This window comes from Azospirillum sp. A29 (assembly GCF_042604625.1).
In the GTDB taxonomy this organism is placed as follows: domain Bacteria; phylum Pseudomonadota; class Alphaproteobacteria; order Azospirillales; family Azospirillaceae; genus Azospirillum; species Azospirillum palustre.
In genome coordinates, this window is record NZ_CP170466.1 from 2,540,602 (window position 1) to 2,561,441 (window position 20,840).

Annotated in this window: 24 protein-coding genes and 1 tRNA gene; 18 read left to right on the forward strand and 7 right to left on the reverse strand. The window is 66.0% G+C overall.

Annotated elements, in window-relative coordinates; genetic code table 11:
- Positions 1-92: 92 nt before the first annotated feature.
- A complete protein-coding gene (locus ABNQ38_RS27120) occupies positions 93-1,907 on the reverse strand; it encodes a M3 family oligoendopeptidase (RefSeq protein ID WP_377808932.1) in 1,815 nt (604 codons plus the stop codon).
- A 60-nt stretch (positions 1,908-1,967) separates the two neighbouring features.
- The gene (locus tag ABNQ38_RS27125; protein ID WP_377808933.1) at positions 1,968-2,891 is read right to left on the reverse strand and encodes a LysR family transcriptional regulator ArgP; all 924 of its coding nucleotides are present in this window, start codon (positions 2,889-2,891) and stop codon (positions 1,968-1,970) included.
- 97 nt (positions 2,892-2,988) lie between these two features.
- Between ABNQ38_RS27125 and ABNQ38_RS27130 the strand changes: the two genes are divergently transcribed.
- Positions 2,989-3,615 carry a LysE/ArgO family amino acid transporter gene (locus tag ABNQ38_RS27130; RefSeq protein WP_377808934.1) on the forward strand — a complete coding sequence of 209 codons (627 nt, stop codon included), beginning with the start codon at positions 2,989-2,991 and terminating at the stop codon, positions 3,613-3,615.
- Here ABNQ38_RS27130 and ABNQ38_RS27135 read toward each other — a convergent pair.
- Entirely contained in the window at positions 3,612-4,544 is a 933-nt protein-coding gene (locus ABNQ38_RS27135; protein ID WP_377808935.1) for an NAD(P)/FAD-dependent oxidoreductase, read from the reverse strand. The two genes, ABNQ38_RS27130 and ABNQ38_RS27135, sit on opposite strands and share 4 nt — an antisense overlap.
- Before the next feature lie 157 nt (positions 4,545-4,701).
- Here ABNQ38_RS27135 and ABNQ38_RS27140 point away from each other — a divergent pair, with 157 nt between their 5' ends.
- A complete protein-coding gene (locus ABNQ38_RS27140) occupies positions 4,702-5,139 on the forward strand; it encodes an Rrf2 family transcriptional regulator (protein ID WP_377808936.1) in 438 nt (145 codons plus the stop codon).
- A gap of 9 nt (positions 5,140-5,148) precedes the next feature.
- Here ABNQ38_RS27140 and ABNQ38_RS27145 read toward each other — a convergent pair whose 3' ends face one another.
- Positions 5,149-5,514, reverse strand: coding sequence for a hypothetical protein (locus ABNQ38_RS27145; protein WP_377808937.1), 366 nt, complete (start codon positions 5,512-5,514; stop codon positions 5,149-5,151).
- A 93-nt stretch (positions 5,515-5,607) separates the two neighbouring features.
- Here ABNQ38_RS27145 and ABNQ38_RS27150 point away from each other — a divergent pair, with 93 nt between their 5' ends.
- Together ABNQ38_RS27150 and ABNQ38_RS27155 are read left to right on the forward strand one after the other, a co-directional pair.
- A complete protein-coding gene (locus ABNQ38_RS27150; RefSeq protein WP_377808938.1) occupies positions 5,608-6,084 on the forward strand; it encodes a DUF3574 domain-containing protein in 477 nt (158 codons plus the stop codon).
- A gap of 186 nt (positions 6,085-6,270) precedes the next feature.
- Positions 6,271-8,208: a propionyl-CoA synthetase gene (locus tag ABNQ38_RS27155; RefSeq protein WP_377808939.1), complete on the forward strand. Its 1,938-nt coding sequence runs from the start codon at positions 6,271-6,273 to the stop codon at positions 8,206-8,208.
- A gap of 72 nt (positions 8,209-8,280) precedes the next feature.
- Here the strand turns inward: ABNQ38_RS27155 and ABNQ38_RS27160 are convergent, their stop codons facing one another.
- Positions 8,281-8,934 (reverse strand): DsbA family oxidoreductase, encoded by a 654-nt coding sequence (locus ABNQ38_RS27160; RefSeq protein WP_376956745.1) that lies wholly within the window; start codon positions 8,932-8,934, stop codon positions 8,281-8,283.
- A 174-nt stretch (positions 8,935-9,108) separates the two neighbouring features.
- Here ABNQ38_RS27160 and ABNQ38_RS27165 point away from each other — a divergent pair, with 174 nt between their 5' ends.
- Positions 9,109-9,576, forward strand: a complete 468-nt coding sequence (locus tag ABNQ38_RS27165) for a hypothetical protein (protein ID WP_377808940.1) — start codon at positions 9,109-9,111, stop codon at positions 9,574-9,576.
- A gap of 10 nt (positions 9,577-9,586) precedes the next feature.
- Here the strand turns inward: ABNQ38_RS27165 and ABNQ38_RS27170 are convergent, their stop codons facing one another.
- Together ABNQ38_RS27170 and ABNQ38_RS27175 are read right to left on the reverse strand one after the other, a co-directional pair.
- Positions 9,587-9,985: a hypothetical protein gene (locus ABNQ38_RS27170; protein ID WP_377808941.1), complete on the reverse strand. Its 399-nt coding sequence runs from the start codon at positions 9,983-9,985 to the stop codon at positions 9,587-9,589.
- A 147-nt stretch (positions 9,986-10,132) separates the two neighbouring features.
- Positions 10,133-10,417, reverse strand: a complete 285-nt coding sequence (locus ABNQ38_RS27175) for a hypothetical protein (RefSeq protein WP_377808942.1) — start codon at positions 10,415-10,417, stop codon at positions 10,133-10,135.
- 162 nt (positions 10,418-10,579) lie between these two features.
- Here ABNQ38_RS27175 and ABNQ38_RS27180 point away from each other — a divergent pair, with 162 nt between their 5' ends.
- From ABNQ38_RS27180 to nuoK, 13 genes are all read left to right on the forward strand, one after another.
- Positions 10,580-10,807, forward strand: coding sequence for a hypothetical protein (locus tag ABNQ38_RS27180; protein ID WP_377808943.1), 228 nt, complete (start codon positions 10,580-10,582; stop codon positions 10,805-10,807).
- Between the two features lie 199 nt (positions 10,808-11,006).
- Positions 11,007-11,083: transfer RNA gene (locus tag ABNQ38_RS27185), tRNA-Asp, on the forward strand.
- Positions 11,084-11,397: 314 nt separating this feature from the next.
- Positions 11,398-11,766 carry an NADH-quinone oxidoreductase subunit A gene (locus ABNQ38_RS27190; protein ID WP_045580751.1) on the forward strand — a complete coding sequence of 123 codons (369 nt, stop codon included), beginning with the start codon at positions 11,398-11,400 and terminating at the stop codon, positions 11,764-11,766.
- Entirely contained in the window at positions 11,757-12,302 is a 546-nt protein-coding gene (locus tag ABNQ38_RS27195) for an NADH-quinone oxidoreductase subunit B family protein (RefSeq protein WP_174470176.1), read from the forward strand. The genes ABNQ38_RS27190 and ABNQ38_RS27195 overlap by 10 nt, the downstream gene beginning before the upstream one ends.
- 87 nt (positions 12,303-12,389) lie before the next feature.
- Entirely contained in the window at positions 12,390-13,019 is a 630-nt protein-coding gene (locus tag ABNQ38_RS27200) for an NADH-quinone oxidoreductase subunit C (protein WP_377808944.1), read from the forward strand.
- A 107-nt stretch (positions 13,020-13,126) separates the two neighbouring features.
- Positions 13,127-14,275 carry an NADH-quinone oxidoreductase subunit D gene (locus ABNQ38_RS27205; RefSeq protein ID WP_244560922.1) on the forward strand — a complete coding sequence of 383 codons (1,149 nt, stop codon included), beginning with the start codon at positions 13,127-13,129 and terminating at the stop codon, positions 14,273-14,275.
- Positions 14,272-14,898 (forward strand): NADH-quinone oxidoreductase subunit NuoE, encoded by a 627-nt coding sequence (gene nuoE, locus ABNQ38_RS27210; RefSeq protein WP_377808945.1) that lies wholly within the window; start codon positions 14,272-14,274, stop codon positions 14,896-14,898. The genes ABNQ38_RS27205 and nuoE overlap by 4 nt, the downstream gene beginning before the upstream one ends.
- 16 nt (positions 14,899-14,914) lie before the next feature.
- Positions 14,915-16,204: an NADH-quinone oxidoreductase subunit NuoF gene (gene nuoF, locus ABNQ38_RS27215; protein WP_109052068.1), complete on the forward strand. Its 1,290-nt coding sequence runs from the start codon at positions 14,915-14,917 to the stop codon at positions 16,202-16,204.
- Positions 16,205-16,219: 15 nt separating this feature from the next.
- Positions 16,220-18,283, forward strand: a complete 2,064-nt coding sequence (nuoG, locus tag ABNQ38_RS27220; protein ID WP_377808946.1) for an NADH-quinone oxidoreductase subunit NuoG — start codon at positions 16,220-16,222, stop codon at positions 18,281-18,283.
- Positions 18,276-19,286: an NADH-quinone oxidoreductase subunit NuoH gene (gene nuoH / locus ABNQ38_RS27225; protein ID WP_109096496.1), complete on the forward strand. Its 1,011-nt coding sequence runs from the start codon at positions 18,276-18,278 to the stop codon at positions 19,284-19,286. The genes nuoG and nuoH overlap by 8 nt, the downstream gene beginning before the upstream one ends.
- A 118-nt stretch (positions 19,287-19,404) precedes the next feature.
- Complete coding sequence (gene nuoI / locus ABNQ38_RS27230) at positions 19,405-19,893, forward strand: NADH-quinone oxidoreductase subunit NuoI (RefSeq protein ID WP_042693501.1); 489 nt, start codon at positions 19,405-19,407, stop codon at positions 19,891-19,893.
- 18 nt (positions 19,894-19,911) lie between these two features.
- The gene (locus ABNQ38_RS27235; protein ID WP_377808947.1) at positions 19,912-20,526 is read left to right on the forward strand and encodes an NADH-quinone oxidoreductase subunit J; all 615 of its coding nucleotides are present in this window, start codon (positions 19,912-19,914) and stop codon (positions 20,524-20,526) included.
- Positions 20,527-20,528: 2 nt separating this feature from the next.
- Positions 20,529-20,837, forward strand: coding sequence for an NADH-quinone oxidoreductase subunit NuoK (gene nuoK / locus ABNQ38_RS27240; protein ID WP_014248409.1), 309 nt, complete (start codon positions 20,529-20,531; stop codon positions 20,835-20,837).
- The last annotated feature ends 3 nt before the right edge of the window (positions 20,838-20,840 follow it).

Genomic DNA, 20,840 nt, shown 5'->3' on the forward strand with positions numbered 1-20,840 from the left:
AAAAAAGATGGCCTTCGGAGACGACGCTCCGAAGGCCACCATACCCGCACAACCGTCATGGTCTCTTGACGTTGGTCAAGCCACCCGGATCGTCAGGCCTTCGCCTCGCTCGCCTCCAGTTCATCGATAAAGCCGCGGATGACGCCGAGGCCCTTCTGCCAGAAGGCCGGGTCTGAGGCATCGAGGCCGAACGGGGCCAGCAGCTCCTTGTGACGCAGCGTGCCGCCGGCCGACAGCATCGCCAGATACTTCTCGGCAAAGCCCTGCTCGGCGTCCTGGTAGACCGCGTAGAGCGAGTTTACCAGGCAGTCGCCGAAGGCATAGGCATAGACATAGAAGGGCGAGTGGATGAAGTGGGGGATGTAGGACCAGAAATGGCGATAGCCCTCGTCGAAGCGCAGCGCCGGACCCAGGCTTTCGGTCTGCACAGCCATCCAGATCTCGCCGATGCGGTCCGAGGTCAGTTCGCCCTCGCGCCGTTCGGTGTGGACACGGCGTTCGAAGTCGAAGAAGGCGATCTGGCGGACCACCGTGTTCAGCATGTCCTCGACCTTGCCGGCCAGCATGATGCGGCGCCGCTTCGGGTCGGTCTCCGCCGCCAGCAGGGCGCGGAAGGTCAGCATCTCGCCGAACACCGACGCGGTTTCCGCAAGCGTCAGCGGGGTATCGGACAGGAAATGGCCCTGTTTGCCGGCCAGGATCTGGTGGACGCCATGCCCCAGTTCATGGGCCAGCGTCATCACGTCGCGCGTCTTGCCCTGGTAATTGACCAGCAGATAGGGGTGGACGCTGGGCACGGTCGGATGGGCGAAGGCGCCCGGCGCCTTGCCGGGACGGACCGGCGCGTCGATCCAGGGGTTGTCGAAGAAGCGTTTTCCCAGGCTGGCGAGGTCGGGGGAGAAGCGGCCATAGGCGCCCAGAACGATGTCGCGCGCCTCGGTCCAGGGAATGCTGCGGTCGGCATCCTCCGGCAGGGGGGCGTTGCGGTCCCAGTAATCCAGATGGTCCTGGCCGAACCACTTGGCCTTCATCGTGTAATAGCGATGCGACAGGTCCGGATAGGCGCCCTTGACGGCGGACACCAGCGCGTCGACCACCTCGTCCTCGACCCGGTTGGACAAGTTGCGGGCGGAGGTCGGCGTCGGATAGTTGCGCCACTCGTCCTCGATCTCCTTGTCCTTTGCCAGCGTGTTGGTGACCAGTGCGAATAGCCGCGCGTTCTCGCCCAGCACCTTGCCCACCACCTCGCCGGCCTCGCGGCGGACGGCGGGATTGCGGTCGGACAGGCGGTTCAGCGCCTCCGCACAGGTCAACTCCTTACCGCCCATCGGGAAGCGCAGGCTGGCGATGGTCTCGTCGAACAGGCGGTTCCAGGCGGCGCGGCCGACCACATGCTTTTCGTGCAGCAACCGCTCGATCTCGTCGGACAGCTGGTGGTCGCGGTAGAGGCGGACGTCGCGCAGCCACGGCTCGTAATGGCGCAGCGCCGTCGACGCCTTCTGCTTCGCCGCCAGATCGTTCTCGTCCAGCCGGTTGATCTCCAGCGTGAAGAAGATCAGGTGGGCGGAGATGTCGTTCACCCGCTCCTGCGCCGACTGGTAGAATTTGGCGACGGTCGGATCGACCATGTTGCCGTTGTAGACCAGCCCGGCATAGGACATGACGCGCGACAGCGTCTCGTCGATGTCCTCATACTGGCGGATCGCCGCGGCCAGATCGTCGCCGGTCAGCGCCGCCAGCTTGCCGGCATAGCGCTCGCGGAAGGCTTTGCACTCGCGTTCCATCCGGTCGAGGTCGGCCTTCAGTTCGGGCGACTCGGTGCCGGGGTAGAGGTCGCTCAGGTCCCAGGTGGGAAGCGCACCCAGATCGGGGGTGTCGTTTGCGGCCGTGGCGGCGCTGCTGGTCATCGAATCCCTCCAGAGATTTGTCGGATCCATATAAGCGCGCACGCGGCGCGGGCAAAGTCCTCATGCGGCGGGCGGGCTTCCCATGCTCTCGACGATTGGGTACAGGGCCTGCCGCCCGGCACGCAGGACCGCGCGCGACAGCTCGGCCAGCGCGGTGCCGGCGATGCGGCTCTGCTGCCAATGCAGCGGCACGTCGAGCGGTCGGCCGGGCACCAGCTCGACCAGACGGCCGGCCGCCAGATGGTCGGCGACCAGCGGATCGGGGTTCATTCCCCATCCCAGTCCGGCCAGCGCCCCGTCGACGAAGGCATGAGTGGAGGGCAGCCAGTGGGTCGGCGGGGTGGGCACCGGTTCGTGATCGCCCAGCACCAGACGCAGCCACTGCGCCTGTAGCCGGTCCTTGCGGTTGAAGGTCAGGCAGGGTGCGGTGGCGAGGCTTTCGGCGGTCACCCCATCGGGGAAATGGCGACGCAGATAGTCCGGGCTGGCGGTGGCGCGGTAGCGCAGCGCGCCCAGCGGATGGCTGTTGCAGCCGGGGACCGGCACCGCGCTGGCGGTGACGGCGGCCAGCACCTCGCCCTTGCGCAGCCACTCGGCGCTGTGGTCCTGGTCGTCCAGCACCAGATCGAACAGGCAGCCGGGCACCTCCGCCATCGCCGCGACGAACCATGTGGCGAGGCTGTCGGCATTCACGGCGATCCGCAGGGTGACCGGCCCGTCCGCCGGGCTGAGGCCGGGCAGGGCGTCGCGCAGCTCGCTTTCCAGCAGGGCGACCTGTTCCACATGCTGGCACAGGCGCTGGCCGGCGGCAGTGCCGGTGCAGGGCTGGCCACGCACCACCAGCACGGTGCCCAACCGTTCTTCCAGTAGCTTGACCCGTTGCGACACCGCCGATGGAGTGACGTGCAGCTGCCACGCGGCGCGCTCGAAGCTGCCGGTGCGGATGACGGCCGCCAGGGCCGCCAGCAGCGGATAGTCCAGCATGGATTAGCTCTGCTTAATCGGGACAAGGAGGATTAAGTACGGCAAAGGCGGGTCCGGTGGTAGCGGATAGGCATCCACCGACCCCGGAACCGCCACGATGACCATCCTTTCCCCTACTGCCTTCCTGCCCGCCTTTCTGCCGGGCCTGTTCCTAGGCTTCAGCCTGATTGTCGCCATCGGGGCACAGAACGCCTTCGTACTGCGCCAGGGGCTGCGCAACGAGCATGTGTTGGCGATCTGTGCCACCTGCGCCCTGTCGGACGCCGTGCTGATCCTGGTTGGCGTCAGCGGATTCGCCAGCGCCGGCGCGCGCTGGCCGTGGCTGGAGCCGCTGATGCGCTATGCCGGTGCCGCCTTCCTGCTGGTCTATGGCCTGTGCAGCGCCCGGTCGGCCTGGCAGGGCGCCAGCGGGCTGAACCCGGCCGACCGGGAGCCGGGCGGGCTGCTGCCGGCGCTGCTGACCTGCTTTGCCCTGACCTGGCTGAATCCGCACGTCTATCTGGACACGGTGGTGCTGGTCGGCTCCGTCTCCGCCCGCTTCGCCGAGGCGCGGGGCGCCTTCGCCCTGGGGGCGATGACGGCGTCCTTCCTGTTCTTCTTCGCGCTCGGCTATGGCGCTCGGCTGCTGCGCCCACTGTTTGCCCGGCCCGCCGCCTGGAGGGTGATGGACGGGGGCATCGCCCTGGTGATGTGGGCGATTGCGGTGGGGCTGCTGATCGGCTAGGCGTGGGCGAACAAGGCGTCGTCCTCGCAGAACAGCAGCGACCGGTGCAGCGCTGTTCCGGCAATCGTACCGGCGCCGACGGCCAGCGCCACCGATCCCGCTGCCCGTGCCGCGTCGCCACAGGCGAAGACACCGGGAATGCTGGTCTCCTGCATCGCGTCGACGCGAATATGAGTGCCGAGCGGACTTTCCTCGCTCACGCACCCGAGCTGTACGGCCAGCGGGCTGGCAACTCGGCTTCTCGGCAGCACGAACAGGCCGGCAAAAGGCACTCGGCGCCCGTCGGCGAGAGCGACCTCCGACGGGTCACCATCGATCCCGGTGATGAGGGCTGGCTCGACGGCGACTCCGCGCCGCGCCAGATGGGCAGACTGGTCGGCGTCGGGTTCGAAGGCCCCGTTCAAAAGCAGCGTCGTCGGTCCCCAATCCGGTAACATCAGTGCGTGGTGCATGGAGTGCCCGGACACGGCGACCACGCCGATACGGCCTTGCATCAGCTCGTAGCCGTGGCAGTAGGGGCAATGGAAGACGGAGCGGCCCCAACGTTCCGTCAGACCGGGAATCGCCGGCAATTCGTCAACCACACCGACGGCGATCAGCAGCCGGCGTGCACGATGGCCGATGCCATCCGAATCGGTGATCTCGAAGCCCTTGCTCGTCCTGGCGGCTTTTTCGGCCCGTCCGGTCATCCAGGTGACCGTCGGATAGCGCATCAGTTGGGCGCGGGCTTCGGCGGCGATGTCTCCCGGCGGACGGCCATCCTGCCCGAGAAAGCCATGGGAGTGGCTGGCGAAGCGGTTGCGCCGCAGCCCTTCATCCATCACCAGCACCCGGCGCCGGGCGCGAGCCAGTTGCAGCGCGGCGGCGATGCCGGCGTAGCTGCCGCCGACGATGATGGCGTCATAGGTCGTCGTGTCGTTTCCGTTCATGCCTGTGCCTTTCCACGGATGGGACGGGCGCGCCATCCGCGCCCAGTCACGACACACGATAAGTTACATGAAAGGGTGCGGTCAATGTGCCATGTAACTTTTGAAGTGGCCTGAGTTGACCGCTCGCCCTGCGCACACCCAAAAGGACTGATCGCCGATGAGACAGGACAGCCGCCTTTCCCGCATGCTGCATGTGTTGATCCACATGGACCGGCATGACGGTGCGCTGACGTCAGAGGCGATTGCCGAGATGCTGAGCACCAATCCGGTGGTCATCCGCCGGACCATGGCGGGGCTGCGCGAGGCCGGTCATGTGCGGTCGGAAAAGGGCCATGGCGGTGGCTGGCGACTGGCACGGCCGCTCGACGGGATCACCCTGCTGGACATTCACCGGGCATTGGGGGAGCCGGGGATCTTCGCCATCGGTCCCACCGCGGACGAGCCGAGTTGTCTGGTCGAGCAGGCGGTCAATGCCGCCCTTGATGGGGCACTGCGCGAGGCGGAGGCGGTGCTCGTCCGCCATCTTGGCAAGGTGACGCTCGCCGATCTCGCTGCGGATTTCGACCGGCGCATGAAGGCGCTGGGGAAGTGCTGAACGCGGAACCTAGCCCAGTTTGGGCGTCTCCACTTCCTGCGCCCGCCGGATCGCCGCCTCGACGCATTGCAGGTGCAGCTTCTTGCGGGCGAGCAGGCGGGCGCGGCGTTCCTCCAGGTCGGTGGTCGCCATCGCCTCGATGGCGCAGCCGCGCCAGCCGTTGGCGTCGAGCGCGCGGGCGACCTCGGCATAGCCGAAATAGCCCTTCTCCGGCTGCTCCCAGGGCGGGCGGAAGTCGGCCCGGCGCAGGACGAAGCGGTTGGACTGGCTGCCGCCGCCCAGATTGGTGAGCCGTGCCACGATCAGCCGTTCGCCGTTGCCGTGAACGACGGTCAGGATCGGGCGGATTCCGGTGATGGGTGGATCGACGGCCATGATCCATGCATAACGGTCCAGGAGCGTCCTGACCAGAGCGTCGCTGACCGCACTGCCGCACGCTTCCTCTCCCGTCCTAATGGAGAAACGCCGATGCGCTCCGTCACCATGCCTGTCACATGGCCCGTCATGCGGATTGTCCCGAGCCTCTTCTCCGCCGCGCTTTCGCTGTTTCTGCTGGCCGGTCCCGCCGCGGCTCAGCTGGCACCCGCCCCGACGGCGTTTGTTTGTGAAGCCTATGCGGCCGGCGCGATGGTCGAGGCGCAATTGTTCTTTGGTCGGAACATCGGCAATGAGATCGGCGTCAGCGAGCGCGACTGGACAGATTTCCTGAATGGCGAGGTGACGCCGCGCTTTCCCAACGGCCTGACCGTCACCGACGGGTCGGGCCACTGGCGCGACATCGAGACCGGGCGGCTGGTGCGCGAGCCCAGCAAAATCCTCACGCTGCTGGCTGACGGCGACCCGGCGACTCTGGTCCTGATCCGTGAAATCGTCGATCTGTACAAAGGGCGCTTCCACCAGCAATCGGTCGCGCTCGTCGTTCGGCCGGTCTGCGTTTCCTTTTGAAATCCAGGTTTCGGAACAGCGTTTCACTGATCCGGAATGCGACAGCCCGTCGCACCCCCGACCTTCTGACATTTGCCTGCACTTATGCTTTTGTCGCAGATTGTGGAGGTCGCGAAACGGATCGTTTCGCGGCCGAGAGGAAATGCGCACCGAATAGTACCAAAATAGAACGAGGGACGCCCTGCCATGACCCCGACCGCCAGCACCACAACTGCCGAGCTTTTCGACCAGATGCATGCCCGCTCCCTGTCGGACCCCGCGGGGTTCTGGGGCGAGGCGGCGAAGGACATCTCCTGGTTCAAGCCGTGGGACAAGGTGCTGGACGACAGCAACGCGCCCTTCTACCGCTGGTTCACCGGCGGGGAGCTGAACACCTGCTACAACGCGGTGGACCGCCATGTCGAAGGCGGACGCGGCGCCCAGGCGGCGATCATCTATGACAGCCCGGTCACCCAGACCGTCCAGACCATCACCTACGCCGAACTGCAGGATCAGGTCGCCCGCTTCGCCGGTGTTCTGCGCGCCCAGGGCGTAGAGAAGGGTGACCGCGTCCTCCTCTACATGCCGATGATCCCGCAGTCGCTGGTCGCCATGCTGGCCTGCGCCCGTCTGGGTGCTGTCCATTCCGTGGTGTTCGGCGGCTTCGCCCCGCACGAACTGGCGACCCGAATCGACGATGCCAAGCCGAAGGCGATCGTTTCGGCCTCCTGCGGTATCGAGCCGAACCGCATCGTCAAGTACAAGCCGATGCTGGACGCCGCCATCGAGCAGTCGGCCCACAAGCCGTCCAGCGTCATCGTCTGGCAGCGCCCGCAGGAGACGGCGGCGCTGATCGCCGGCCGCGACGTCGATTGGGCCGAAGCGGTGGCGACGGCTGAGCCGGCGGAGTGCGTGGCTGTGAAGGCGACCGATCCGCTCTACATCCTCTACACCTCCGGCACGACCGGCCAGCCCAAGGGCGTGGTGCGCGACAATGGCGGCCATGCGGTGGCGCTGCGCTGGACCATGACCAACATCTACAACGTCAAGCCCGGCGAAGTGTATTGGGCGGCGTCTGACGTGGGCTGGGTCGTCGGCCACTCCTACATCGTCTACGCGCCGCTGCTGACCGGCTGCACCACCGTGGTCTTCGAAGGCAAGCCGGTCGGCACCCCCGATCCGGGCACCTTCTGGCGCGTGATTGAGCAGCACAAGGTCGGCACGCTGTTCACCGCCCCGACCGCCTTCCGCGCCATCAAGCGCGAGGACCCGGACGCCAATTATCTGAAGAAGTACGACCTGTCGCACTTCCGCGCCCTGTTCCTGGCCGGCGAACGGTCGGACCCCGACACGCTGCACTGGGCCGAGGACAACCTGAACGTCCCGGTGATCGACCACTGGTGGCAGACCGAGACCGGCTGGGCGATTTCCGGCAACCCGCTGGGCGTTCACCTGTTTCCGATCAAGTACGGCTCCGCCACCCGCCCGATGCCGGGCTGGGACGTGCGGGTGCTGAACGCCGAGCTGAAGGAGGTTCCGCGCGGCGACATCGGCGCCATCTGCGTCAAGCTGCCGCTGCCTCCGGGCACGCTGCCGACGCTGTGGAACGCCGACGAGCGCTTCAAGAAGTCCTACCTCGCCGATTACCCGGGCTACTACCAGACCGGCGACGCCGGCTTCGTCGACGATGACGGCTATGTCTATGTCATGGCCCGCACCGACGACATCATCAACGTCGCCGGCCACCGCCTGTCCACCGGCGCCATGGAAGAGGTGCTGTCGAGCCACAGGGATGTCGCCGAATGCGCGGTGATCGGCGTGGCCGACGACCTGAAGGGGCAGGTGCCGCTTGGCTTCGTCTGCCTCAAGGCCGGCGTGACCCGACCGCATGAGGAGATCGTCAAGGAGGTGGTCCAACTGGTGCGCGAGCAGATCGGCCCGGTCGCCGATTTCAAGCGTGCCCTGGTGGTCGACCGCCTGCCGAAGACGCGGTCGGGCAAGATCCTGCGCGGCACCATGCAGAAGATCGCCGACAGCCAGGACTACAAGATGCCGGCGACCATCGACGATCCGGGCATCCTGCCGGAGATCGCCGATGCCCTGAAGACGCTGGGCTACGCCAGGACCAGCAGCACGCCGGCCTGACATGCCGGACAGGGACGGGGCGGCCTTCGGGCCGCCTTTTTCCGTTCCGACGGTCTCGTTCCGCTTGCCGGATCAGCCGGCGACGACCGACAGGTTTTCCGGCTCCTCGCTGCCGAGGTCGAGCAGCGGCAGGAAACTTGCCGGTTCCTGTGCGCCGGACAGGGCGTAGCGGCGGTTGAAGATGTAGCAGGGCACCGCCTGCAATCCCATCTGGCGGGCCAGGGCGTCGGCGGCGAGCACCGCGGCCGATTCGGCGTCGCTCGACAGCTGGCGCCGGGTCTCGACGAAATCCAGTCCCAGCCCGGCAGCGACGCTGGCCAGCGCATCGGGGTCGCCGATGTCGACGCCCTCGACGAAATAGGCGGCGAACAGCGCGTCGGCCATGGCATTGCCCAGCCCCTGGCGTCCGGCGATGCGGACCAGCCTGTGGGCATCGAAGCTGTTGGGCGTGCGCTGGATGCGGTCGAGCGCCAGCGGCAGGCCATCGCGTGCCGCCGTATCCTCCACGACCCGATGGATCTGCCGCGCCCGTTCCGATCCACCGAACTTGGCGGCGAGATAGTCCTCGCGCGACATCCCGCCCCGCGGCATGTCCGGGTTCAGCTGGAAGGGCTGCCAGCGCAGTTCCGGGCGCAGGTTGGGCCGCTGCATCAGCGCCCGGTCGAGCCGGCGCTTGCCGATGTAGCACCAGGGGCAGATTAGGTCGGCGAAGGTTTCGATCAGCATCCCGCCACTATCGGCGCCTGCCCCGGATCGGGCAACCGCTTCTTCCATTCCGTCCCGCCATCATCGGCCCCCTCCCGGCCCGCAACCGTTTGTTAACCGAGTTGGTCCGACAGTCCGGGGTGGCTCCGCCCGTCATTCTGCGGCCGGCGGACATATCCCGATGAGCGATTCCCGATGAGCAATTCCTACGTCGACGGCAAGGTGCGCGAAGCGATCCTGGCGGCCAAGGGCAGCCGGATGAATGCGCAGAAGCTCCTGATGGCCTGGGCCGTCGAGGATCCCGACCTGTTGCGCGGCATTGCCCAGCCCTTCCTGAAGGCCATCGCCGCCGCCGCCATCGAACGCGCCGGCCGTCCGGCCAGCAGCAGGCCGGCCGCGCGCCCGGCTGCCGCGGGCGGTGCGGGCGGAGGGCGGCCGTCCGCCTCCGGTCTCAGCCGCGATGCGCTTGAGAATTTGCTGAACCAGCTGGGCCGCGAACCGGACGAGCAGCCGGCCCCGCAACGGACCGTCCCTGCCGGCAAGTCTGCCGGGCCGGGCGCTGCGAAGGGGGGCACGATCCACGATGCCCCCGCGGGCGGGCCGAATCATGAAAAGGCGATGATGGCGATTGCCAAGGCCTTCGTTGCGAAGAAGGTGCGCTGAGGCAAGCCCCTTACGAACCGCTGTTGGGGGCGTAAGGCGTCGCGTCGTCGAACCATCCCTTCTTGCGCGGCAGGGTGCGGATGTCCGGCGGCGGGCTGGCGAGCGCGGTGTTGCCGTTGCGGTAGGGGTCGGGGATGTGGTGGCACTCGACGTCGGCCAGCGTGCGGTAGCAGTAGACGCGGGACCGGTCGACCTCGACCTTGTCCGGACAATAATCGCCGGTCGTCTCGAAACTCAGGATCGAGCAATCGCGTCCCGTGGCGGCCGACACGATATGGTCGCCGATGGTCTTCTTGGTGGCGTTCAGTGTCACGACATCCGCACCGGCCGCCGCCAGCCCGAGCGGGGAGGTGCAGCCGGCAAGAGCCAGTGCCGGGATCGCAAGGGAAACGGCGATCCAACCACGCATCCGGCCCATTCGCGTCGCGCCCAACCCTGCGACCATGCCCGTGCCCACCATCCAGCAGTTCCCATCGCTACGCATGTGCCGCGACCGATCCCGCACAGTGCACGCGGGCGCGGTTAACAAGCGGTGAATTCACCGCTGGGGCAGGCCTCAGCGCAACAGGGTACAGATGCGCGAGCGGCATTGCACGACGACGAAGGCATCCTTGTCCTCCGTGCAGCCGACCTTGAAGGTGGTCGCTCCCTCCCGCCCCACGGTGTAGCGCAGCACCTCCACCTTCGCCGGCGTGCAGTTGCCCATCGATTTGGCGATCTCCTTGGCTTCCGACTGCGCGGCGGAGACATTCGCGGCGGCCATCGCCGGTCCCACGGCGAACAGGACGAGGGACGGCAGCAGGGCGGTCAGTCGTAGACGGGGGGAGATGTGGATCGGCATGGCGCGACTATCGCACGGGGTAGGGCGCTCCGGAAGGGCTGCCTCTGAAATGTCGCAGCGATGCGAATCACTCCGCGCAGCCGGGTCGAAGCTGGTATGGTCGAGGCAATATGACCGGGGCGGCGCGATGCCGTGCGGTTCAGGATCAGGGTGGGAAAACGCATGACTTCGAACGATCGGCGGCTGGGCGACCGCATTCTCGCCGCGCTGGAACTGGCGCTGGAGCAGGAGCATCTCGATGTCGCTGAACATCTGGCCCGCGCGTTGGAGGAAACGCTGACCCGCTTCGGTGGACCCGATGCCGTCGACCACCGCGAACTCTCGGCCGGTATGCTGCAGGCCTTCGACCGGCTCGATGAGCTGCGCCGCACCGCCCATCGCCTGCCCTGAGGGTGCGGGTGAAACGCCCGCGAACGGCAGGCCTCGCCGGAGAGGAATTTTTTGCAATTTGGTGATTGACAGGCAGCGGCCCGGGCGACTACAAACCGCCCACCGAACGACGGGGGCCTCAACGGCTCCGGTGAAAAACACCAAACGAAACAAGCCTTTGGCTGAGTAACGATCAGGTGTTTCGAACAAGTCGCTCTGCGCGGGTGTAGCTCAGTTGGTTAGAGCGCCGGCCTGTCACGCCGGAGGCCGCGGGTTCAAGTCCCGTCACTCGCGCCACTATCTCTTTCAAATTCGGCGTCAATCGCCAGTATGCTCCAAGGACTCGCAAATTGCGGGTCCTTTTTCGCATGCATATTGTCTTCGCTTTCCCCTATTTTAAAAACGTGGTATTACCAGGGTCTAGCGCGGGGGCTGGCTTGTCCTTCCGCGTGGTGAAAAGCGATTCAAAGCGCTTTCCTTGCCCACGGTCTCGGCATATATTCCGGCCCGTCTGATGGGCTAATCCAAGGCATGGCTGCCACGGCTTTGCGCTTCCGCCGATTTCCCGGCCGGAACGGCGCCCGTGGTCGTGGGCTTATGGGAGGAACGCGGTGTCGACTCCGCTGATCATTGAGTATCTTCCGATCCTGGTGTTTCTGCTGATCGGCATCGCGCTGGCCGCGGTGATGGTGGGGGCATCCTACGTCATCAGCCCGAAGAACCCGGACGCCGAGAAGGTCTCCCCCTACGAATGCGGCTTCGAGCCGTTCGAGGACGCGCGCACCAAGTTCGACGTGCGGTTCTACCTGGTCTCGATCCTGTTCATCATCTTCGACCTGGAAGTCGCCTTCCTGTTCCCGTGGGCGGTCGCGCTCGGTGACATCGGGCTGTTCGGCTTCTGGTCGATGATGCTGTTCCTGGGCATCCTGACCATCGGCTTCATTTACGAGTGGAAGAAAGGAGCTCTGGAATGGGAGTAGAGGTCGCCAAGCCGCTGGCGCCGATTCCGCCCGGACCGGAACAGGACGCCTACATCCGCGCGGTCTCCGACGAGATCCAGGACAAAGGCTTCGTGCTGGCGAAGTACGAGGATCTGCTGGCCTGGGCCCGGACCGGCTCGCTGTGGCCGATGACCTTCGGTCTAGCCTGCTGCGCGGTGGAGATGATCCACGCCTATATGAGCCGGTACGACCTGGACCGCTTCGGCGTCATTCCGCGTCCCAGCCCGCGCCAGTCCGACTGCATGATCGTCGCCGGCACCCTGACCAACAAGATGGCCCCGGCGCTCCGCAAGGTCTACGACCAGATGCCGGAGCCGCGCTGGGTCATCTCGATGGGGTCCTGCGCCAACGGCGGCGGCTACTACCACTATTCCTACGCGGTGGTGCGTGGTTGCGACCGGATCGTGCCGGTGGACATCTATGTGCCCGGCTGCCCGCCGACGGCGGAGGCGCTGATTTACGGCATCCTCCAGCTCCAGAAGAAGATCAAGCGCGGCAATCGCATCGCCCGCTGACCACGGCGTACCGTCCCGCTTCCGGCCGCCGGAGGCGGGACGAACGACAAGCGCGCTGAAGACAAGTAGGAAGGCAGGGTCCCACCCATGTCCGAACAGGCGTTGAAGGAACTCGGGGACGTCATCGCCGCCAAGATCGGCGGCGACGTTCTCAAGGTCGAGGTGAAGCTCGGCGAACTGATGGTGACGGTCAAACGGCCGGCCGTCCTGGCGGTGCTGACCGCGCTGCGCGACGACCCGGACACCCGGTTCGAGCAGCTGACCGACATCACCGCGGTCGATTACCCCGACCGCGCGGAGCGGTTCGAGGTCGTCTACCAGCTGCTCAGCTACACCCACAATCGGCGCATGCGCGTGAAGCTGGCCACCGACGAGGACACGCCTGTCCCGTCGGCCGTTTCCGTCTTCAGCGCCGCGAACTGGTTCGAACGCGAGGCGTGGGACCTGTTCGGCGTCTTCTTCGAGAGCCATCCGGACCTGCGCCGCATCCTCACCGACTACGGGTTCGAGGGGCACCCCTTCCGCAAGGACTTCCCGCTGACCGGCTACGTCGAAGCCCGCTACGACGAGGACCAGAAGCGCGTGATCTATGAGCCGGTCCGTCTGACCCAGGATTTCCGCGCCTTCGACTTCCTCAGCCCGTGGGAAGGCATGACCAACGTCATGCTGCCCGGCGATGAGAAGGCGGCCCTCCAGGACGGGAGCAAGAAGCCGTGAGCATGACCGTTTCGACCGAATCGGCGACCGGCGTCGTCTCGACGGTTCCGAGCGGGGCGATCAGCGCCTCCGGTCCGGAGACCAAGACGCAGATCAAGCCCTATACGATGAATTTCGGGCCGCAGCATCCGGCCGCCCACGGCGTGCTCCGACTGGTGATGGAGCTGAACGGCGAGGTGGTGGAGCGTTGCGATCCGCACATCGGCCTGCTGCACCGCGGCACCGAAAAGCTGATCGAGTACAAGACCTACATCCAGGCCGTGCCGTATTTCGACCGCCTGGACTATGTCAGCCCGATGTGCATGGAGCACGCCTATGTGCTCGGCATCGAGAACCTGCTGCAGATCAAGGCGCCGCTGCGCGCTCAGTACATCCGCGTGCTGTTCTCGGAAATCACGCGCATCCTGAACCACATCCTGTCGATCACGACGGGCGCGCTGGACGTCGGCGCGATCACCCCGGCGCTGTGGGGCTTCGAGGAACGCGAAATCCTCATGGAGTTCTACGAGCGCGTGTCGGGTGCCCGCCTGCACGCCAACTATTTCCGGCCGGGCGGCGTCGCCTGGGACATTCCGGACGGGCTGCTCGACGACATCTGGGCCTTCACCGAGCGTTTTCCGAAGTTCATGGACGACCTCGAGAGCCTGCTGACCGAGAACCGCATCTTCAAGCAGCGCACCGTCGACATCGGCATCGTCACCAAGGAGCAGGCGCTCGACTGGGCCTTCACCGGTCCGATGCTGCGCGGCTCAGGCGTCGCCTGGGATCTGCGCAAGTCGCAGCCCTACGAGGTCTATGACCGCATGGAGTTCGACGTCCCGGTCGGCCTGACCGGCGACTGCTGGGCGCGCTATCTGGTCCGCATGGAGGAGATGAAGCAGTCGCTGCGCATCATCCGCCAGTGCTGCAAGGAGATGCCGGCCGGTCCCTACAAGATCGAGGACCGCAAGGTCTCCCCGCCGCCGCGCGGCGAGATGAAGCGCTCGATGGAAGCGCTGATCCACCACTTCAAGCTCTTCACCGAGGGCTTCCACGTTCCCGCCGGCGAAACCTACACCGCCATCGAGGCGCCCAAGGGCGAGTTCGGCGTGTATCTGGTGTCCGACGGCACCAACAAGCCCTACCGCTGCAAGATCCGCGCGCCGGGCTTCGCCCATCTTCAGGGCCTGGACTTCATGTCGAAGGGTCACATGCTGGCCGACGCCGTCGCCAACATCGCCTCGATGGACATCGTTTTCGGAGAAATCGATCGATGAGCGCGCCCGCTTCCGATCACGGCCACGCCGAGCCGACCAGCTTCACCTTCACCCAGGAAAACCTGGAGCTGGCGAAGCGCATCATCGCCAAGTATCCGCAGGGCAAGCAGGCCAGCGCCTGCATGCCGCTGCTGGACGTGGCCCAGCGCCAGAATGGCGGCTGGCTGCCGCGCGTCGCCATGGATGCCGTGGCCGACCTGCTCGGCATGCCGCGCATCCGCGTGTATGAGGTCGCGACCTTCTACACGATGTACAACAAGAACCCGGTCGGTAAGCACCACATCCAGGTCTGCACCACCACCCCCTGCTGGCTGCGCGGGTCGGACGACATCGTCCACACCTGCAAGAAGAAGCTCGGCATCGAGGTGGGCGAAACCACGGCCGACGGCCAGTTCACGCTGGGCGAGGTCGAGTGCTCGGGCGCCTGCGTCAACGCGCCGGTTGTGCAGATCGGTGACGATTACTACGAAGACGTGGCCCCGGAGCATATGGAGCGCATCCTCGACGCGCTGGCGCGCGGCGAGACGCCGAAGCCCGGTTCGCAGAGCGGCCGTCAGTCCTCGGAGCCGGTCGGCGGCCCGACGACGCTGAAGGCCTTTACCACCGCGCAAGCGGACGATTGAGGGGGAGGGGACAGCGATGCTTCGCGATGAGGACCGCATCTTCACCAACCTCTACGGCTACCAAGACTTCGGTCTTGACGGGGCCCGCAAGCGCGGTGATTGGGACAACACGGCATCCTTCCTGGCCAATGGCCGGGATTGGATCATCGAGCAGGTGAAGGAATCAGGGCTGCGCGGCCGTGGCGGCGCCGGCTTCTCGACCGGCATGAAGTGGTCCTTCATGCCGAAGAACGTGACCGACAAGCCCGTCTACCTCGTCATCAACGCCGACGAGGGCGAGCCCGGCACCTGCAAGGACCGCGACATCCTGCGCCACGATCCGCACAAGCTGATCGAAGGCTGCCTGATCGCCGGTTTCGCCATCGGCGCCAGCGCCTGCTACATCTACATCCGCGGCGAGTTCTACAACGAGGGCTCCAACGTCCAGCGCGCCATCGACGAGGCTTACGCGGCGGGGCTGATCGGCAAGAACGCCTGCGGCACCGGCTACGATTACGACGTCTACATCCACCGCGGTGCGGGAGCGTACATCTGTGGCGAGGAAACCGCGCTCATCGAGTCGATCGAGGGCAAGAAGGGCCAGCCGCGCAATAAGCCGCCGTTCCCCGCCCAGGCCGGTCTCTATTCCTGCCCGACCACGGTGAACAACGTCGAATCCATCGCCGTCGTTCCGACCATCCTGCGCCGCGGCGCCTCTTGGTTCGCCGGCCTCGGCCGTCCGAAGAACTCGGGCACCAAGCTCTTCTGCATCTCCGGGCACGTCAACAAGCCGTGCAACGTGGAAGAGGAGATGGGCATCCCGCTGAAGGAGCTGATCGAGAAGCATGCCGGCGGCGTGCGCGGCGGCTGGGACAACCTGCTGGGCATCATCCCGGGCGGCTCGTCGGTCCCGGTCCTGCCGAAGTCGATCTGCGACACCGTCCTGATGGACTTCGACTCCTTGCGCGAAGTGCAGTCGGGCCTCGGCACCGCCGCGGTGATCGTGATGGACAAGTCCACCGACATCGTGAAGGCCATCGCCCGCCTGTCGTCCTTCTATGCCCATGAGTCCTGCGGCCAGTGCACGCCCTGCCGCGAGGGCACTGGCTGGATGAGCCGCGTCATGCAGCGCATGGTCACCGGCAATGCCCGCATGGAAGAGATCGACATGCTGCTGCAGGTCACCAAGCAGGTCGAAGGCCACACCATCTGCGCGCTCGGCGACGCTGCCGCCTGGCCGATCCAGGGCCTGTTCCGCCACTTCCGCCCGGAAGTGGAGCGGCGCATCCAGGCCTACCGCAACAGCGCCCCGCTGGCGGCCGAGTAAGGAGTTCCCGTTCCCATGCCGAAACTGACCATCGACGGGATCGAGATCGAGGTCGAGCCGGGTACCTCGATCCTCCAGGCTTGCGAGCAGCTGGGGATCGAGATTCCGCGCTTCTGCTACCACGAGCGCCTCAGCGTGCCGGCCAACTGCCGCATGTGCCTCGTGGAGATGGAGCGTGCGCCCAAGCCGGTCGCGTCCTGCGCCATGCCCTGCGGCGACGGAATGGTCGTCCGCACCAACAGCGAGACCGTCCTGAAGGCCCGCAAGGGCGTCATGGAGTTTCTGCTGATCAACCACCCGCTGGATTGCCCGATCTGCGATCAGGGCGGCGAGTGCGATCTGCAGGACCAGGCCATGGCCTACGGCTTCGACCGCGGCCGCTACGGCGAGAACAAGCGGGCGGTCAAGGACAAGTATATGGGTCCGGTCATCAAGACCATCATGACCCGTTGCATCCATTGCACCCGCTGCATCCGCTTCATCAATGAAGTGGCCGGTGTTCCCGATGTCGGCGCCGTCTATCGCGGCGAGCACATGGAGATCACCACCTTCGTCGAGAAGGCCATCGGCTCCGAGCTGTCGGGCAACCTCGCCGACGTCTGCCCGGTCGGCGCGCTGACCCACAAGCCCTACGCCTTCACGGCACGGCCGTGGGAGCTGCGGAAGACCGAGACCATCGACGTCCTTGATGCCGTCGGCTCGAACATCCGCGTCGACGCCCGTGGGCCCGAGGTGATGCGTGTCCTGCCGCGCGTCAACGACGACATCAACGAGGAGTGGCTGAACGACAAGAGCCGCTACTCCTATGACGGTCTGAAGCGCCAGCGTCTGGACCGCCCCTACATCCGCCAGAACGGCAAGCTGGTCCCGGCCAGCTGGGCCGAGGCCTTTACCGCCATCGCGGCGCGTCTGAAGGGCCTGTCCGGCAACCGCATCGCCGCCATCTCCGGCGATCTGGTCGATGTCGAGGCTCAGTTCGCGCTCAAGGAGCTGCTGTCGCGGCTCGGCTCGGCCAACCTGGATTGCCGCCAGGATGGTGCCCGGTTCGACACCTCGGTGCGGGCCGGCTACCTGTTCAACTCGGGCATCGCCGGCATCGAAAAGGCCGACGTCATCCTGCTGGTCGGCACCAACCCGCGCTGGGAAGGTACGCTGGTCAACGCCCGCATCCGCAAGCGCTATATGGCCGGCGGCGTCACCATTGCCTCCATCGGCGAGCAGCGCGACCTGACCTACCCCTACAGCGTGATCGGTTCCGGTCCGGACGCGCTGCAGCAACTGGTCGACGGCAGCCACCCGTTCTCCGAGACGCTGCGCGCCGCCAAGAACCCGATGATCATCGTCGGCATGGGCGCCTTCCAGCGCGCCGACGGTCTCGCGGTGCAGGCTGCCGCCCGTCTGGTCGGCGAGGTCTACGGCATGTTCCGCGGCGACTGGAATGGCTTCAACGTGCTGCACACCGCCGCGGCGCGAGTCGGCGGCATCGAAGCCGGCTTCCTGCCGGGCGAGGGCGGCCGAGACGTTCACGGCATCCTCGACGGCGCGTCGAAGGGCGAGATCGACTTCGTCTACCTGCTGGGTGCCGACGAGATCGATATGGCGAAGCTGGGCAATGCCTTTGTGGTCTATCAGGGCCACCATGGCGATGCCGGCGCCCACCGCGCCGACGTCATCCTGCCGGGTGCGGCCTACACCGAGAAGAACGCGGTCTACGTCAACACCGAAGGTCGTCCGCAGCTCGCCCGTCTCGCGGTCTTCCCGCCGGGCGAAGCGCGCGAGGATTGGAAGATCGTCCGCGCCCTGTCGGAAGTCCTGGGCACCACGCTGCCCTTCGACACCCACGGCCAGCTGCGTCAGCGGCTGATGGCGGCGAACCCGATCTTCGGCGCGGTCGGCGAGATGACCCCGGCCAGCTGGGCGCCGTTCGGCGCGCAGGGGCCGGTGGACGCCGCCCCCTTCGTGACGCCGATCACCAACTTCTACATGACCGACCCGATCAGCCGGGCGTCGGTGACGATGGCCAACTGCACGGAAGCGCTGGTGGGCCCTGCTCAGGAGAGGACTGGCACCCATGGCTGAGTTCTGGAGCGGCTTCCTCCTGCCGCTGATCATTATGGTCCTGCAGATCCTGGCGATCACCGTGCCGCTGCTGGTTGCCGTCGCTTTCATGACCTATGCCGAGCGCAAGATCATGGGTGCGATGCAGATGCGCCAGGGTCCGAGCATCGTCGGCCCCTTCGGTCTGATGCAGCCCTTCGCCGACGGCCTGAAGCTGTTCGCCAAGGAACAGATCCTGCCGGAAGGCGCCAACCGCATCGTGTTCTACGTCGCGCCGATGCTAACCTTCTTCCTGGCGCTGATCGCCTGGGCGGTCATCCCGTTCGACTACGGGGTGGTGCTGTCCAACATCAACGTCGGCGTACTGTACCTGTTCGCGATCTCCTCGCTGGGCGTATACGGCATCGTGATGGCCGGCTGGGCGTCGAACTCGCGCTACGCCTTCCTCGGCGCGCTCCGCTCCGCGGCGCAGATGGTGTCCTATGAGGTCTCGATGGGCCTCATCATCATCTCCGTGCTGCTGTGCGTCGGTTCGCTGAACCTGACCGACATCGTGCGGGCCCAGGAGAAGGTCTGGTTCTGCATCCCGCTGCTGCCGATGTTCGTGATGTTCTTCATCTCGGCGCTCGCGGAAACCAACCGCGCCCCCTTCGACCTGCCGGAAGGCGAGTCGGAGCTGGTCGCCGGCTTCATGGTCGAATACAGCTCGGCCCCCTTCGCGCTCTTCTTCCTTGGCGAATACGCCAACATGATCCTGATGAGCGCGATGACGAGCATCCTGTTCCTCGGCGGCTGGCTGCCCCCGCTGCCCTTCGCGCCCTTCACCTGGGTGCCGGGCATCGTGTGGTTTGCGCTGAAGATCGCGTTCTGCCTGTTCACCTACGTCTGGGTTCGCGCCACCGTGCCGCGCTACCGCTACGACCAGCTGATGCGGCTGGGTTGGAAGGTCTTCCTGCCCCTGTCGCTGTTCTGGGTCGTGCTGACCGCCGGCGTCCTGGTGACCTTCGGCTGGCTGCCGAAGTAAGCGGCATCGCCGAAAAGCCAGCCTGCACCGAACCCACCATTGACGTGTCGATTTGAGTGCCGGCGAGCCAACCCATCAAACGGGAGCGGCCGCCGGCGAGGAAGGAGACGAAGAGGCCATGGCGTTCCTCGACCGCGCGGCGCGCAGCCTGTTCCTGACCGAGCTGCTGGGCGGCATGGCGCTGACCTTGCGCTACATGTTCAAGCCCAAGGTCACGCTGAACTATCCCTATGAGAAGGGCCCCATCAGCTCGCGCTTCCGTGGCGAGCATGTGCTCCGCCGCTATGCGAGCGGCGAAGAGCGCTGCATCGCGTGCAAGCTGTGCGAAGCGGTGTGCCCGGCTCTCGCCATCACCATCGAGGCCGAACCGCGTGACGACGGCAGCCGCCGCACCACGCGCTACGACATCGACATGACCAAGTGCATCTACTGCGGCCTGTGCCAGGAAGCCTGCCCGGTCGATGCGGTGGTCATGGGGCCGAACTTCGAGTTCTCCACCGAATCCCGGGAAGAGCTCTTCTACAACAAGCAGAAGCTGCTGGCGAACGGCGACCGCTGGGAGGCGGAAATCGCCCAGAACCTCGCGGCCGAGGCTCCTTACCGGTAAGCGGAAGCGAGAAAAACGATGATACTCCAAGGCATCGCCTTCTACGTGTTCGCCGCGCTGCTGGTGGCCTCCGGTGTGATGGTCATCTCGGCGCGGAACCCCGTTCACTCCGTCCTTTTCCTGATCCTCGCCTTCTTCCAGGCGGCCGGTCTCTGCCTCCTGATGGGGGCCGAGTTCATCGCGATGATCCTGATCATCGTCTATGTCGGCGCCGTCGCCGTGCTGTTCCTGTTCGTGGTGATGATGCTCGACATCAACTTCCGCGAGCTGCGCAAGGGCGCGATGGAAGCGCTGCCGCTCGGCGCGCTGGTCGGGCTGATCCTGCTGGCCGAACTGGCTGCGGTGCTCGGTGGCTGGATCGTCGCGCCGAACGTCGCCGCCGTCGCCGGCGCGCCGACCCCGGCCTTCGATCAGGTGTCGAACACCCAGGCGCTGGGCCGGCTGATGTACACCCAGTACGTCTACCTGTTCCAGGCGTCGGGCATCGTCCTGCTGATCGCCATGATCGGCGCGATCGTGCTGACGCTGCGGCACCGTCCGGGCGTGCGCAAACAGAATGTCGGCGCCCAAATCGCCCGTCGCCGGGAAGACGTGGTCGCCATCCGCAAGGTCTCGACCGGGGAGGGCGTGTGATTATGGAGATCGGTCTCGGACATTACCTGACGGTCTCGGCCATCATCTTCACGCTGGGTGTGCTGGGCATCTTCCTGAACCGGAAGAACGTCATCATCATCCTGATGTCGATCGAGATGATGCTGCTGGCGGTGAACCTGAACCTCGTCGCCTTCTCGACCTTCCTGCACGATCTGGTCGGCCAGATCTTCGCCATGATCATCCTGACCGTCGCCGCCGCCGAGGCGGCCATCGGCCTCGCCATCCTGGTGGTCTACTTCCGCAACCGCGGCTCGATCCGAGTCGAAGACATCAACATGATGAAGGGCTGAGGC